A 13,887-nucleotide genomic window follows, 5' to 3' on the forward strand; every position below is an offset into this window, starting at 1 on the left:
GGGGCGCGGGGGCTGTCGGGCCCCGGGGGGCCGCGCGGCCGCCTCGGGGGGGGGCCCGGGCCCCTGCCCCCCGGGGCGCCGCCCCTTTTCCGTACCCGGAAGGGGTCAGCCGCGCCCGGCCGCGGCCGCGGTCGTACCCGTGCCCGTGCCCCCGGCGGACGGCGTGGCCGACGGCGACGGCGACGCCGATGCGTCCGGGGTCGCGGGCTCGCAGGTGATCTCGTCACGCGGCGTGTAGTGCGTTTCGTAGGTCTCGCGCCGGACCTCCTTGCCGCCCTGTACGAACACCCGGTCCACGGAGACGTCGAAGCCCTCCAGCGGAGTCTGCACCTCGCAGGTCGGCCCGCTGCCCGTCAGCTTCGCCGGCGGCACCGGGTTCTTCCGCGGACCCTTGGTCGCGAGGATCTCGTCGTACTTCTTGGTGCCGAGCAGGGAAATGGTCACCGAGGTGTCCGTGGACTGCGCCCGGACGTACAGTGCGTGCCCGGTGTCGTTGCGCCAGCGCAGGTCCAGGGTGCCCCAGGCGACGGTGGCCTCGCGGCCCTCGGGGTAGCGCTCGATGTAGAACGAGTGGGCCCCGTGCTCGACCGGCTTGACGCCCGCGAAGAACGCGGCGTTGTACATGGTGGTCGCCACGGCCGAGACGCCGCCGCCGGGCGACTTCACGAACCGCCCGTCGTTGATCATGATTCCGTCGACGAAGCCGTTCTGCGGGGTCCGCTCGCCGACCGTGTCGTTGAAGCTCCAGGTCTGCCCCGGCAGCACGAGGGAACCGTCGATCAGTTCCACGGCGCGCCCCACGTTGGTCGTCCGGTACGGCGCGGAGGGGAACCGGACGGTGAAGGAGGACACCTTCTCCTTGATGCCGAGCCGCTGAGCCTCCTCGGCGGTCAGCTTCGGCTGGACGCGGGTGGCGGGCAGCTCGCCGGTGCGGGCGTCCGCGCCGGTGCGCGTGAGCAGCGGCATCACGGCGTTGCCAAGGGCCCCCTCGTCTACCTTCAGGCCGGTGCGGGCCTGTGTGGCGACGACCGCACGGTCGGCGGAGTCGACGCGGAAGGTGGCGTCGCGGGGCTCGGTGGTGGCCGCGGCGACCTGGCGCGCGACCGCGCCGTCCGCCAGCAGGCCCTTGGAGTCCAGCTCCGGTACGAGCCGCCCGCGGCCGTCGGCCTCGACCTTGAGGTGCTTGCCGAGCACCGCGGGGGTCAGGGATATGGACTGCCCGTCGACGGTGAGGGTGACCGGCGCGGACATGGCCGGTTCGGCGAACTCGCGCATGGCCCGTTCGGTCTCCTGCGCACCGACGGCCGGAGCCGTCCGCCGCACGGGCAGCTCCACCGGGGCCGAGGCGGTCCGCGGGTCCAGGTAGGCGGCGCGTACGGCGTCCGCGGCCCGGTCCGCCCGCAGGGCGACGCCGGTGACGGGCGAGGTGGCACGGGCGGTGCCGTCCTCGAAGCTCACGGAGCCGTCGCGGACCGGCTGCCCGGTGGCGCCCAGCCGCTTGACCGCGGCCGCGCTCGCGGCCCCGTCCACCCGGACCACCGGCTCCACCTCGCCGCCCCGCTTCGGGGCGACGACCCGGCCGATGACCTCGAACGGTCCCGAGCCGGAGGGCCCGGCGGCACGGTCCACGGTGGCCCCGGCGTCGAAGGACAGCCCGAAGGAGGCGGGGGAGACCCGCTCCACCCGGTCGCCGATGCGCAGGCTCATGGGCGCGGTCGCCGCGCCGCCGAGCCCCCGGTTCAGGGCGGTCTCGGCCTCGGCGCGGCTCATGCCGCCGATGTCCACGCCGCGCACCCGGGTGCCCTCGGCGATGGTGTCCCCGCCGATGATCAGACCGGTGGCGTACAGGCCGCCCACTCCGAGCACGACGGCCCCGCCCACCAGGGGCAGAGCCATCCGCCAGTTGCCCTTCCAGCGCTGTACGCGTCGCATGTCTCTCCCGTGCCCTCGGCGTGTCGGCGTCCTGTCCGGAAGGATCCAGCATGCGGCAATTCGGACCAAATGGATGAAAAATGTGCCCGTTCTCACGACCGGTGGAACGGCGCGCAGGACGGGCGGACGGGCGCGCGAACGGGTCGGCCGAGGGGGCCCGCTCACCGCCCGTTGCGGGAGAAGTGCTGGTAGTCCGGGGGGCTCCAGCGGCCGCCCCACTCCCAGCCCGCCTCGCGGAAGGCCCTGGTCAGGGCGCTGCTCGCCACGAGCACTCCCGGCCGGGCGGCGTCCCGGTGCCCGAGGTGTCCGTCCGCCCCGGGCGGGTGGACGGTGCCGGTGCGGTCCACGTAGGGGTTCTCCAGCGGGTTGACGTCCACGGCGTCGCCGTAGGAGTGCTGCGAGCGCCTGTCGGGCCGTCCCGTCACGGGCCGGCAGTTGTAGGCGGAGGTGTTGTCATCGGCCATCGCGGCCGGGTCGTCGCCGCCGTAGGCCGCCATGACCCGCATCCGGCGGATCGGGAACCGGGCCTCGAAGGCGCTCCCGAACGCCTTCAGCACCGGCTCCACCGCGCTCTCGTGGACCACCATCTCCCCGCGGTGGACCTTCCCGTCGAAGCCCCAGTGGTTCATCCGGATCAGCCGCAGCCGGTCCGCCGGGACGGGGCAGCCGGGGTGGTGGCTCCCGGCGAGCCGGTCGGGAGGGACGGGCGTGACCCGGGCCGCGAGGGCCGGCGGTGCCGCCACCGCCGCCGGCGCGGGCGGACCGGCCGTGCACGCCGGGACGGCCGCGCACAGCAGGGCCGCGAGGGCCAGGGCGGTTTTGCGCCGGTCCGCAGGGCGGGAACGCCGGTCCGCAGCACCCGTACGCCGGTCCACACGACCAAAAGTAGAGGAAAGCCGATATGTCGACACCCCGGCGCGACCCGACCCCGATGATCATGAACGAAGGGACGTCGGCGAGAATGCCGGAACGGACAGGTACGAGCGACAGGAAGAGGAGCACGCCCGTTGAACGCGGACGCGGAGAGGCGTGAACACGTACGACCGTACGTGCACATGGGGGAGCAGCTGATCGCGGTGTGTTCCTTCGAACTGGGCCCGGGAGTCCCGCGCCCCCCGGAGGAGCTGCTCGCTCCGCCCCCGCCCTCCGATCTGCACCGGCGGATCGAGGAGAAGCTCCCGGAGCCGCTGCGCCGGCTGGCCAAGTCCCGGCTGCTCGACCCCCGCCGGTCCGGGCCCGCGGCGGCCGCCGACGCGGTCGACCGCCTGCCCGACGCGGTGGACGAGCTCGGCACCCGCCTGATGCACGGCAAGAGCATGGAAGGCGGCTGGCAGAGCGCGGCCGGACACTTCCGCGTCAGCCTCGCCAACGCCCGCGGCTCGGCCACGGGCGGCCTGATCGCCGTCACCGACCGGCGCTGGCTCACCCTGGCCGACGTGTCCCCGCCGTGGCAGCTCACCCCCGTGATGCGGCAGGCGTGGGAATCGCCCCGGCCGGCCGTCGCCGCCCTGCGGGTCAACCCCAGGGGCGTACTCCAGAGGGGTCGCATGGACCTCGAATTCACGGACGGCTCGTGGGTCGCCCTGATCGCCTCGGTCGCCGCGCACGCGGCGCCTTTCGCCGCGGAAGCCGCCCGGTACCGCTGACGGGCACCGCGACGCGCGCGGTCGGCGGGAGCCGTGACGGCCCGGAAGTGCTACAACTGGGTTCGTGACCCTTACCCGCCACCCGTGCCGGGCATGCCGGTGCGGTCACCGCTAGGCATCAGGTTCAGGAGCGTCGCCGGACAGGTATTCGTCCTCCAGGTGGCGATCGTGGTGTTGCTCGCGGCCAGCGCGCTGCTGGCCCTGGTCCTCCAGTCACGGCACGACAGCGACCGCGAGGCACGCAACCGGTCGGTCTCCGTAGCCGAGACCTTCGCGCACTCCCTCGGGCTGCAGGACACCCTGCGGAGCTCCGATCCGTCGGCCGTCCTGCAGCCCCTGGCCGAGAGCACGCGCAAGGCCGCCGGGGTGGACTTCATCGTGGTGATGGACACCAACGGCATCCGCTACAGCCATCCCAAGCCCGACCGCATCGGCAAGCGCTTCGTCGGCAACATCGGGCCCTCGCTGGGCGGGAAGGTCCACACCGAGAGCGTGCAGGGCCCCCTGGGCAAGGAGATCCAGGCGGTCGTGCCGGTCAAGGGGGAGGACGGCAAGGTCGTCGGCCTGGTCTCCGCCGGCATGACGGTCAAGAACGTCACCGGGGTCGTCAACCGCCAGCTCCCCGTCATCCTGCTGGCCATCGCCACCGGTCTCGCCCTGGCCACCATCGGCACGGCCCTGATCAGCAGACGCCTGCGCCGGCAGACCGGGGGCCTGGACCCGCAGGAGATGACCCGCATGTACGAGCACCACGACTCGGTGCTCCACTCCGTCCGCGAGGGCGTGGTCATCACGGACGGTGACGGGCGGCTGCTGCTGGCGAACGACGAGGCCAAACGCCTCCTCGGACTCCCCGAGGAGACCGAGGGACGCCGGATCGACGAGGTCCCGGGCCTCGACAGCGGCATGGCCGACCTGCTGCTGTCCGGCCGTACGGCCACCGACGAGGTACTCGAGTGCGGCGACCGGCTGCTCGTGGTCAACCAGCGGCCCACCCACACCCGGGGCCGGGCCGCCGGCAGCGCGGTCACCATCCGCGACTCCACCGAGATGCAGATCCTGACCAGCCGGGCGGAGGCGGCCCGCAGGCGCCTCAAGCTGCTCTACGACGCCGGCGGCGACATCGGCACCACCCTCGACGTGGTCCGGACCGCCGAGGAACTCGCCGACGTCGCCGTGCCCCAGTTCGCCGACTACGTCACGGTGGACCTCGCCGACCCGGTCCTCAAGGGCGACGAGCCCGGAGCGGACGCCGACATGCGGCGCACCGCGGTCAGCGGCATCCACCCCGACGCCCCCCTCTACCCCCTCGGCAGACTGATCGACTTCCTGCCCTCCACCCCGCAGGCGCGCGGCTACGGAACCGGCCGGGCCGAGCTGGTGACCGACCTGTCCGACGCCCCGGGCTGGCACGCCCAGGACCCGCCCCGCACGCGGGCCATCGTCGACTACGGCATCCACTCGCTCATCGCCGCCCCGCTCGCCGCCCGCGGCGTCGTCCTCGGAGTGGTCAACTTCTGGCGGTCCGAGAAACCCGAGCCCTTCGACGAGGACGACCTGTCGCTGGCCGTGGAACTCGTCGCACGGGCCGCGGTCAGCATGGACAACGCCCGCCGCTACACCCGGGAGCACGCCCTCGCCGAGACGCTCCAGCGCAGCCTGCTGCCCCGCGCCCTGCCCGAGCAGAGCGCCGTGGACCTCGCGCACTTCTACCTGCCCGCCCAGTCCGGGGTGGGCGGCGACTGGTTCGACGTGATCCCGCTGCCCGGCAGCCGGGTCGCCCTGGTCGTCGGGGACGTGGTGGGACACGGCCTGCACGCCGCGGCCACCATGGGGCGGCTGCGGACCGCCGTGCACAACTTCTCCAGCCTGGACCTGCCGCCCGACGAGATCCTCGCCCGGCTCGACGACCTGGTGCAGCGCATCGACCACGACCGGGACGACGACGGCGGCGACCCGAACGGCGGCGTCCTCGGCGCCACCTGCCTGTACGCGCTCTACGACCCGGTCTCCCGGCTCTGCACCATGGCCCGGGCCGGCCACCTGCCGCCGCTGCTGGTCGCCCCCGACGGCGCGACGGAGATCGTGGAACTGCCGGCCGGGCCCCCGCTGGGACTGGGCGGCATGCCGTTCGAGAACGTGGAGATCACCCTGACGGAAGGCAGCCAGCTCGTCCTGTACACCGACGGACTGGTCGAGCAGCGCACCCGTGACATCGGCGAGGGACTGGAACGGCTCCGCGCCGCGCTCAGCGCCCCCGACCGGGACCCGCAGGAGAGCTGCCGGGCCGTGCTCGACCTCCTGCTGCCGAACCGGCCGACCGACGACGTGGCCCTGCTCATCGCCCGCACCCGTACCCTCGGCCCGGACCGGGTCGCCGAATGGGAGGTGCCGTACCACCCGAGCGAGGTCGGCACCGTACGGAACGCCGCGGCCAAGAAGCTCGACGAGTGGGGCCTGGCGGAACTCGGCTTCGCCACCGAACTGATCCTCAGCGAGCTGGTCACCAACGCCCTGCGGCACGGCACCGCCCCGGTGCGGGTCCGCCTGCTCTACGACCGCACCCTGACCTGCGAGGTGTGGGACGGCAGCAACACCGCCCCACACCTGCGCTACGCCGCCACCACCGACGAGGGCGGCCGCGGCCTGTTCCTGGTGGCCCAGCTCAGCGAACGCTGGGGCACCCGCTACACACCCCAGGGCAAGGTGATCTGGGCCGAACAGGAACCGCTCGGCCCAGAACTCCTCGGCCAGGAACCCGGCGGCCGGGAGCTCCCCGGCGCCGGCGGGCCCGTCACCGCCGGGGGACCGCCGGATAGCGGGCCGTGATCGGGCCGCTCGCCGCGGGGCCCGGGGCGAAGACGTAGCCGGCCGTGTCCAGGCGGCGGCCGGTGAGACGGTCCACGACGACCGGGTCCGCCTCCGCTCCCGTCTCCGCGTCGACCAGCACCAGACTGCGGTCCTCCGGTGCCAGCAGGTGGTTGCCCCAGGCGGCCATGACCAGGATCAGCGGGCGCAGCGCACGTCCCCGGCCGGTCAGCCGGTACTCCGGGCCTTCGGGGTCCGCGCTGCCGGCCGCCGCAACCCCGGCTTCCGCACCCTCGGCTTCCGGACCGCCGGCATCCGGGCCGCCGGAGACCCGGCCCCCGGAGACCGGGCCGTCTTCCACGCCCGCCACCAGGTCCCTGGCCAGCAGGGAGGACATGCGCTCCGCCAGCACGCCGGCGTCCATCTCCAGGTTCCGGCGGATCGCCTCGAACCGGGTGTGGCCGTCGAAGAGCTCGTGCAGGATCTCCAGCGTCCACCAGGGGCCCACGGCCCCGACCGTCCGCGCCAGCGGACAGTCGGGGATCCGCGCCTTCGGACCCTCGTGCACGCTCCCGCTCCCGTTCGCGGGACCGCTACCGCTCACCGTCGCCTCCCGGAGCCGTCAGCGACCAGTACTGCCGCATCCCGTACAGCAGCGGACTCACCGGCCCGTCCGTCCGCGCCTCCACCCGCAGCACCTCCCCGAACACCACCACGTGGTCCCCGACCGGCAGCGTCGCGCTGACCCGGCAGTCCGCGACCGTGTGCGCGTCCTCCGTCAGATGGGGGAGCCCCGACTCCGGCGCCACGGCCCACTCCACCTTCTCGAAGCGGTCCGGGGAGCCGGAGGCGAACAGGTTCGCCACCGGCTCGGCCCGGTCGTGCAGCAGGTTGACCGCGAACGCCGACACCCGGAGCAGTGCCGCCAGCGTCGGGCTCTCCGCGCGCAGGCACACCAGGAGGGTCGGCGGCCGCAGGGCCACGCTCGCCACCGACGAGCAGGTCATCCCCCACGGTTCGCCCTCCGGGGCCGTGGTCGTCACGATGGCGACCCCGGCCGGATGCCTGGACATGAGGGACCGGAACTCCGCCGGGTCCACCGGTGTCCGTACGCCCGCGCTCAGGAGCGGACACCCTTCCGGTCGTGGATGTGCGCCAGGTAGTCCCAGTGCGTCGGAAGCTGCTCGACCAGGGAGGCCGCCTGGTCGCGGACCAGCTGCAGCTCCTTGGTCGCGGAGGTGTCGTCCATCAGCGCCAGGCCGGGCCGGGGTTTCAGGTCCAGACCGCCCAGGCCCAGGATCATCGCGGTGTACGAGTACGGTTCGAAGCCGTGGTAGTAGGGGAAGACGGTGTCCGCGTCGGGCAGCTTCACCTTCCACTGCTCGATCCGCTCGGCCAGCGCGTCCGGCATGGTGCGGGTCTTGGCGTCCCGCCAGTAGTCGTTGTCGCTGCGCTTGGCGGCGACGTAGTGGAGCACCAGGAACTCCCGTACGCCGTCCATGACGTTGGCCACCTGACGGTTGTACGAGCGGCGCATCACCGCGTCGTCGCGGCCGCCGGGGAAGTGCTTCACCAGCTGCTCGATGGCGTTCTGGATGAAGAAGATCCCCGTCGACTCCAGCGGCTCGACGAAGCCGCTGGACAGGCCGATCGCCACGCAGTTGTTCACCCAGGAGTTCTCGCTGCGGCCGATCCGCATCCGGATGTGGTTGGCGGTCAGGTCCTCCGCGGCCGGCCCCACGTACGCGCGCAGCGTCCGCTCGGCCTCCTCCGGGGTGCAGTAGTCACTCGCGTAGACGTAGCCCGTGCCGATCCGGCCGAACAGCGGGATGGTCCAGATCCAGCCCGTGGCCTGGGCCGACGCGCGGGTGTACGGCCCCATGCCCTGGTCGGCCATCTCCATGGGCACGCGCAGGGCGACCGCGCTGTCGTTCGGCAGGGTGTCCTGGTAGGAGAGGAAGGGCACGCCGAGCTTCTGGTTGAGCAGCATGCCGCGGAAGCCGGTGCAGTCGATGAAGAGGTCGCCGGTGAGGTCGCCGCTCTCCTTGGTGCGCACGTACGAGATGTCGCCGTGCTCGTCCACGGCGGTGTCGACGACGTCGTCGAGCACGTGCCGGACCCCGCGGTCGGTGCCGTAGCGGGTGAGCAGCCGGGCCAGCAGCGTCGCGTCGAACTGGTAGGCGTAGGGGAACTGGTTGCCCTGCTCGGCCATGGTGGAGCGGGACGGGTCGTCCGTCGCGCTGCCGAAGTCGAAGCCCATGAGGCTGTTGCCGTGGGGCATCCGGGGCGATCGCTTGGCATCGCAGAGCGCGGCGATCACCGAGCAGTCCCGGTCGTAGTCGGCGCTCGGCCGCTTGTGCACCCACCAGTCCGCCAGGGACACGCCGTCGACCACCCGCGGCCGCTCGAAGGGGTGGTAGAAGTGGTGGCCCTCCTCCCGCCAGTTGTCGTAGCGGATCGCCAGCTTGTACGTGCCGTGGCACTCCGGCATCCAGTCCCGCTCGGCCAGTCCGAGGTAGGAGAAGAAGTGCCGGATGGTGCTGAAGGAGGCTTCGCCGACGCCGATGGTCGGCACGTTCTTCGACTCGACCAGCGTGATCGCGAGCCGGTCGCCGAACGCCGCCTTGAGGTACGAGGCGGTCATCCATCCCGCGGTTCCGCCGCCGACGATGACAACACTCTTGGCCATGACTGCCTCACTTCCGTCCGGACTCGTCGACGAACTCCAGGATCTTGCGCACGCCGGTCTCCAGCGCTTCCGGATCCACGCAGAACGCGATCCGGACCAGGTGCCGCGCCCAGGGCGCGTAGTCGTGGGAGCTGATCCGGCCCTGCGCGTCGAGCTGCGGACGCATGGCGAACCCGTTGCCCGGCACGACCGCGACGCCCTTGCTCTCCAGCAACCGCTCCGCGAAGGTCTCGGCGTCCAGGCCGGTCCGCTCCACGTCGAGCATCGCGTACCAGCCGCCGGCCGGCAGTTCGCGCAGCAGGCCCGCCTCCACCAGCGGGGGCAGCAGCACGTCCCGGTTGTGCTGCACCAGCTTGCGGTTGAGCCCGGCGGCCTCGGCCCGGCTCCGCAGCGCGGCGATCCCCGCGTACTGCACCGGGGTCGAGGTGCCGATGATGTTGGCTTCCTGGCTGACCTTCATGACGTCGGCGGCCTTGTCGTTGGCCAGGGCGACGTAGCCCAGCCGGTAGCCGGTCATCGCGAAGCTCTTGGAGAAGCTGAAGACGCTGTGCACGATGCGCTCGCCGACCGGGACGTCGCGCTCCAGCGAAGCGGTGGAGACGTGCTCGCCCTCGTACAGGAAGTGCTCGTACGCCTCGTCGCTGATGACGTGCCAGCCGCGGGCGCGGGCCAGGTCCAGCAGGGCGCCGAGCTCCCCGCGGTCCAGGACGACACCGGTCGGGTTCGCGGGGGAGTTGATCAGCAGCACCCGGGTGCGCGGGGTCGCGGCGGCCGCGATCGCCTCCGGATCGGGCCGGAAGTCGGCACCCAGCGGGTACAGTACCGGACGGAAACCGGCCAGCAGGCTCTGCTGCAGGTGGACCGGCCAGTGGAGTTCCGGCAGCAGGATCTCGGCGCCCGGCTCGGCCAGCGACTGGAGCAGCGCGGCCAGGCCCTGGCACGAACCGGGGGAGATCAGCAGCCGGGAGACGGCGCTGTCCACCTGGTTGTCCGTACGGAGCTTCTCCACCACGGCCGCGCGCAGCTCGGGCAGGCCCTCCACCCCGGTGTACTTGGTGTCGCCCCGCCGGACGGCGTCCACGAAGGCGTCGGCGACATTGCCGGCCGGGTCGAAGTACGGGTCGCCTACGTGCAGTTTCACCACCTCGGTGCCGGTCTCCTCCTCCCGGGCCTCGGCTGCCCGGAAGATCCGGTGCAGGCAGGACGAAGGAATGGATTCGGCGGTGGACAGAATGTCTGGACTCAACTTTCCTACCCCTTGCATGTCTTGAATGCCCGTCAGAAATCGAGTGAGAGCGTCACGTTCCGCGGTCGGCCGGCGGGCGTCATGCCGTGCGGCCGCCGTCGACGGGCACCAGGGCTCCGGTGACCCAGCCGGACAGCTCGGTGTCCAGCAGCAGGCACACCCACCGGCCGATCTCCCCGGCCTCGCCGAACCGGCCCATCGGCGTGGAGGACAGCAGGCCGGCCCGCAGCTTCCCGGTGTCGGCCGCGTCCAGGCCGGTCTCGTTCCACATCGGGGTGTCCACCGGGCCGGGCAGGACCGCGTTCACCCGTACGTCCGGAGCGAGTTCCCGCGCCAGGGACCGGGTCAGGCTGTTGACCGCCGCCTTGGTGGCCCCGTAGAAGGCGCGTCCCGGCATGGACAGCACGGCCCCGACCGAGGAGATGTTGACGACGCTGCCGCCGTGGGCCCGCAGCTGCGGCAGCGCGCACCGGATCAGCTCGGCCGGAGCGCGGACGTTCACGGCGAACATCGCGTCGAACAGTTCGGGGCCGGACTCCTCGATCGGGCCGAACCGGGCCAGGCCCGCGTTGTTGACCACCGCGTCGAGCCGGCCGAAGCGCCCGGTGGCCGCCGCGACGATGCGTTCGGCGGCACCGGGCGCGGAGACGTCCTCGGCCACGACCGCCACGGAGGGGCCGTACAGGTCCGCCAGCTCCCGCAGCGGCTCCTCGCGCCGCCCGACCACCGTGACGTCGGCACCCGCCTTCAGCACCGACTCCGCGATCCCGCGGCCGATACCGGTGGCCGCACCGGTGATCACCACCGACTTCCCGGCGAGGGTCATCGCGCGCCCCCCGCTCCGGCCCCGACGCCGCCGACCGCCACCCCTGCCCCCGCGAGGGCGGTGACGATGTCACCGATCGCCGCGGCCGGGTCCGAGAACAGCCGGAAGTGCCCGCCGGGCCAGGCCCGCACGCTGAACGGGCCGGTGCCGACCTCGGCCCAGGCCGAGATCCGCTCGGCGTCCACCAGCGGGTCCTCGGTGTTGTAGTGGCAGCGGACCGCACAGTTCAGCGGTACGGCGTCCGGCGCCGGCCGGTAGGCCAGGCTGAGCGCGATGTCCGCCCGCAGGACCGGCAGCATCAGGTCCCGCAGCTCGGTGTCCGCCGCGACCGCCGGGTCCATCCCGCCGAGCCCGCACAGCGCGTCCCACAGCTCCTCGTCGCCGGCCTCGTGGGTGATCCCGCCCCGGTGCTGCGAGGGCGCCGGGGCACCGGACAGGAACAGGTACGCCGGCGGGCTGCCCGCCTCCTGCAGCACGCGCGCGGTCTCGTACGCGACCAGGGCGCCCAGGCTGTGCCCGAACAGGACGCAGGGAGCCGGATCCAGCCGCAGCAGGTCCCCGGCCACGCCCGCCCCGAGCTCGGCGATGCCGCCCGCGAACGGCTCGCCGAGCCGGTCCGCGTGCCCCGGGTACTGCACGGCCATGAGGGACAGGTCCGCCGGCACCGAACGGGACCACGGGCGGTAGGCCACCGCCGATCCCCCGGAGTGCGGCAGGCAGACCATCCGCCCGGCCGGGCTCTCCACGCTGTTGAGGTCCCGCAACCAGCCCCGGTCGCGCCTTGGTATCCGATTCACGCCACCGAGCTTCACCGAACCCCCCGGCCCGCCCGCGGCAATCTGTCAAAGCTCTGTCGGGCGCGGCACCGGCCCCCGGCTCCTGGCCGAACCTGAACGCGTCGCACTCTAGGAGGACACATGCTGGACGGGTTCGTGCCCTGGCCGACCGACTTCGCCGAACGCTACCGCCGCGCCGGCTACTGGCAGGGGCGTTCGCTGCGGCAGCTGCTGGACGAGCGCGCCGGACGCACCCCCGACAAGACCGCCGCCGTCGACGCGACGGGCGGCACCACCTACGCCGAGCTGCTCGCCGAGGCCGACCGGATCGCGGCCGGCCTGCTCGGGCTCGGCATCGGCCGCCGCGACCGGGTGGTGGTGCACCTCCCGAACCGGACCTCTTTCCTGACCACCGTCATCGCCCTGTTCACCATCGGCGCGATCCCCGTGATGGCGCTGCCCGGCCACCGCCGCGACGAAATCCTCCACCTGGTGCGCTCCTCGGAGGCGGTGGCCTACGTCGGCCAGGACAGGTTCCAGGGCTTCGACTACCGCAACCTCGCCCGCGAGGTCCGCCGCGACGCCCCGGGCCTGCAGCACGTCGTGATCACGGGAGACGCGCAGGAGTTCACCCCGCTGGCCGAGCTCGCCCGGGTGGAGGCGCGCGAGCTGCCTCCGGTCGACGCCTCCGAGGTCGCGCTGCTGCTGCTGTCGGGCGGCACCACCGGAGTGCCGAAGCTGATCCCGCGCACCCACGACGACTACGCCTACAACATCGCCGCCTGTGCCGCGGTGGTGGAGTTCGACGACAGCGGGGTCTACCTCGCCGCGAACCCCGTCCCGCACAACGCCGCCCTGGGCTGCCCGGGAGCGCTCGGCGCGCTGGTCCTGGGCGGAAAGGCCGTCCTGGCCGCCAACCCCAGCCCCGACCTGGTCTTCCCGCTGATCGAGCGGGAAGGGGTCACCCTCACGACACTGGTGCCGGCCCTGGCCCTGCTGTGGGCGGAGGCGGCGCAGAGCACTCCGGTCGACATGAGCGCGGTCACCATCCAGGTGGGCAGCTCGAAGTTCGGGCCCGCCGCGGCCGAGCGGGTGAGCGACAGCCTCAAGTGCCGCATCCTGAACGTGTACGGCATCGGCGAGGGGCTGATCACCCACACCCGCCTGGACGACCCGCCGGAGACCGTCTTCGGCACCGAAGGCCGGCCGGTGTGCCCGGACGACGAGATCCGGATCGTCGACACCGAGGACCGGGAGGTCGCCCCCGGGGTCACCGGCGAACTGCTCACCCGCGGCCCGTACACGATCCGCGGCTACTTCGCAGCGCCGGAGCACAACCGCCGCTCCTTCACGAGCGAGGGCTTCTACCGCACCGGGGACCTGGCCCGGATGACCGGCGACGGCAACGTCATCATCGAGGGCCGGCTGAAGGACATCATCCACCACCTGGGCGAGAAGGTCTCGGCCGAGGAGGTGGAGGGCCACGTGCTGACGCATCCGCTGGTCCGGGACACCGCGGTGGTGGGCATCCCCGACGAGGAACTCGACGAGCGGCTCTGCGTGTTCGTCGTGCTCAGTGCGGGCACCGGCGCGAACGGCGACGCGAACGCAGGCGCCGCAGGGGATGCCGGCCCCGCGTCGGACGCGCTCTCGCTGCGTACGCTCCGGGACCACATCCGCGGCCGCGGGCTGGCGCCGTACAAGCTGCCGGACGAGCTGATCGTCGTGGCCGACCTCCCCCGCACCCCGGTGGGCAAGATCGACAAGAACGCGCTGCGGCTCTCGCGGCGGGAGCGCCCGGCAAACGCCTGAGGCGTGCGGGACGTACGGGCCCCGCGGGGCAGCGGCCGGACGGCGGCCCGAGTGCTGTTGCCGACCCCGGAGGGGCCGGAGAGCACGGTCAGCCGCGGACGAACCTCTGCTGCCATGAAGCGATTATCCCGGTTCTTGAGACTGCTCGGGAA

11 protein-coding genes and 1 pseudogene are annotated in these 13,887 nt (G+C 72.9%); 3 read left to right on the forward strand and 9 right to left on the reverse strand.

Annotation, left to right across the window (positions count from 1 at the left end; genetic code table 11):
• Positions 1–105: 105 nt before the first annotated feature.
• Both AB0O36_RS36435 and AB0O36_RS36440 read right to left on the reverse strand, forming a co-directional pair.
• Positions 106–1,932 (reverse strand): VanW family protein, encoded by a 1,827-nt coding sequence (locus tag AB0O36_RS36435; RefSeq protein ID WP_365118158.1) that lies wholly within the window; start codon positions 1,930–1,932, stop codon positions 106–108.
• A gap of 161 nt (positions 1,933–2,093) precedes the next feature.
• The gene (locus AB0O36_RS36440) at positions 2,094–2,807 is read right to left on the reverse strand and encodes a M15 family metallopeptidase (RefSeq protein ID WP_365118160.1); all 714 of its coding nucleotides are present in this window, start codon (positions 2,805–2,807) and stop codon (positions 2,094–2,096) included.
• 180 nt (positions 2,808–2,987) lie between these two features.
• Here AB0O36_RS36440 and AB0O36_RS36445 point away from each other — a divergent pair, with 180 nt between their 5' ends.
• Both AB0O36_RS36445 and AB0O36_RS36450 read left to right on the forward strand, forming a co-directional pair.
• On the forward strand, positions 2,988–3,578 hold the full coding sequence (locus AB0O36_RS36445) for a hypothetical protein (protein ID WP_365118163.1): 591 nt from the start codon (positions 2,988–2,990) through the stop codon (positions 3,576–3,578).
• A gap of 93 nt (positions 3,579–3,671) precedes the next feature.
• A complete protein-coding gene (locus tag AB0O36_RS36450) occupies positions 3,672–6,407 on the forward strand; it encodes a SpoIIE family protein phosphatase (protein WP_365118166.1) in 2,736 nt (911 codons plus the stop codon).
• Here the strand turns inward: AB0O36_RS36450 and AB0O36_RS36455 are convergent.
• The 6 genes from AB0O36_RS36455 to AB0O36_RS36480 form a co-directional block, all read right to left on the reverse strand.
• Positions 6,373–6,954 (reverse strand): helix-turn-helix domain-containing protein, encoded by a 582-nt coding sequence (locus tag AB0O36_RS36455; protein WP_365118169.1) that lies wholly within the window; start codon positions 6,952–6,954, stop codon positions 6,373–6,375. The genes AB0O36_RS36450 and AB0O36_RS36455 overlap by 35 nt on opposite strands.
• 25 nt (positions 6,955–6,979) lie before the next feature.
• Entirely contained in the window at positions 6,980–7,459 is a 480-nt protein-coding gene (locus AB0O36_RS36460; protein WP_365118171.1) for a flavin reductase family protein, read from the reverse strand.
• Between the two features lie 47 nt (positions 7,460–7,506).
• Positions 7,507–9,075, reverse strand: coding sequence for a tryptophan halogenase family protein (locus AB0O36_RS36465; RefSeq protein ID WP_365118173.1), 1,569 nt, complete (start codon positions 9,073–9,075; stop codon positions 7,507–7,509).
• A 7-nt stretch (positions 9,076–9,082) separates the two neighbouring features.
• A complete protein-coding gene (locus AB0O36_RS36470) occupies positions 9,083–10,321 on the reverse strand; it encodes a pyridoxal phosphate-dependent aminotransferase (protein WP_365118175.1) in 1,239 nt (412 codons plus the stop codon).
• 79 nt (positions 10,322–10,400) lie between these two features.
• Positions 10,401–11,147 carry a glucose 1-dehydrogenase gene (locus AB0O36_RS36475; protein ID WP_365118177.1) on the reverse strand — a complete coding sequence of 249 codons (747 nt, stop codon included), beginning with the start codon at positions 11,145–11,147 and terminating at the stop codon, positions 10,401–10,403.
• Complete coding sequence (locus tag AB0O36_RS36480) at positions 11,144–11,944, reverse strand: alpha/beta fold hydrolase (RefSeq protein WP_365118180.1); 801 nt, start codon at positions 11,942–11,944, stop codon at positions 11,144–11,146. Before AB0O36_RS36480 ends, AB0O36_RS36475 begins: the two co-directional genes overlap by 4 nt.
• 120 nt (positions 11,945–12,064) lie before the next feature.
• Between AB0O36_RS36480 and AB0O36_RS36485 the strand changes: the two genes are divergently transcribed.
• The gene (locus AB0O36_RS36485) at positions 12,065–13,735 is read left to right on the forward strand and encodes an AMP-binding protein (RefSeq protein WP_365118183.1); all 1,671 of its coding nucleotides are present in this window, start codon (positions 12,065–12,067) and stop codon (positions 13,733–13,735) included.
• Positions 13,736–13,785: 50 nt separating this feature from the next.
• Here the strand turns inward: AB0O36_RS36485 and AB0O36_RS36490 are convergent.
• Positions 13,786–13,887: pseudogene (locus AB0O36_RS36490) on the reverse strand (guanylate kinase); the annotation flags it as partial.

The organism is Streptomyces sp. NPDC089799, from assembly GCF_040684755.1.
In the GTDB taxonomy this organism is placed as follows: domain Bacteria; phylum Actinomycetota; class Actinomycetes; order Streptomycetales; family Streptomycetaceae; genus Streptomyces.

What these genes read in the sequence shown, in the direction of transcription:
- AB0O36_RS36435 (WP_365118158.1), bottom strand. Translation starts at nt 1,932, where the DNA reads ATGCGACGCGTACAGCGCTGGAAGGGCAACTGGCGGATGGCTCTGCCC.
- AB0O36_RS36460 (WP_365118171.1), bottom strand. Translation starts at nt 7,459, where the DNA reads ATGTCCAGGCATCCGGCCGGGGTCGCCATCGTGACGACCACGGCCCCG.
- AB0O36_RS36475 (WP_365118177.1), bottom strand. Translation starts at nt 11,147, where the DNA reads ATGACCCTCGCCGGGAAGTCGGTGGTGATCACCGGTGCGGCCACCGGT.
- AB0O36_RS36450 (WP_365118166.1), top strand. Translation starts at nt 3,672, where the DNA reads ATGCCGGTGCGGTCACCGCTAGGCATCAGGTTCAGGAGCGTCGCCGGA.
- AB0O36_RS36485 (WP_365118183.1), top strand. Translation starts at nt 12,065, where the DNA reads ATGCTGGACGGGTTCGTGCCCTGGCCGACCGACTTCGCCGAACGCTAC.
- AB0O36_RS36465 (WP_365118173.1), bottom strand. Translation starts at nt 9,075, where the DNA reads ATGGCCAAGAGTGTTGTCATCGTCGGCGGCGGAACCGCGGGATGGATG.
- AB0O36_RS36445 (WP_365118163.1), top strand. Translation starts at nt 2,988, where the DNA reads ATGGGGGAGCAGCTGATCGCGGTGTGTTCCTTCGAACTGGGCCCGGGA.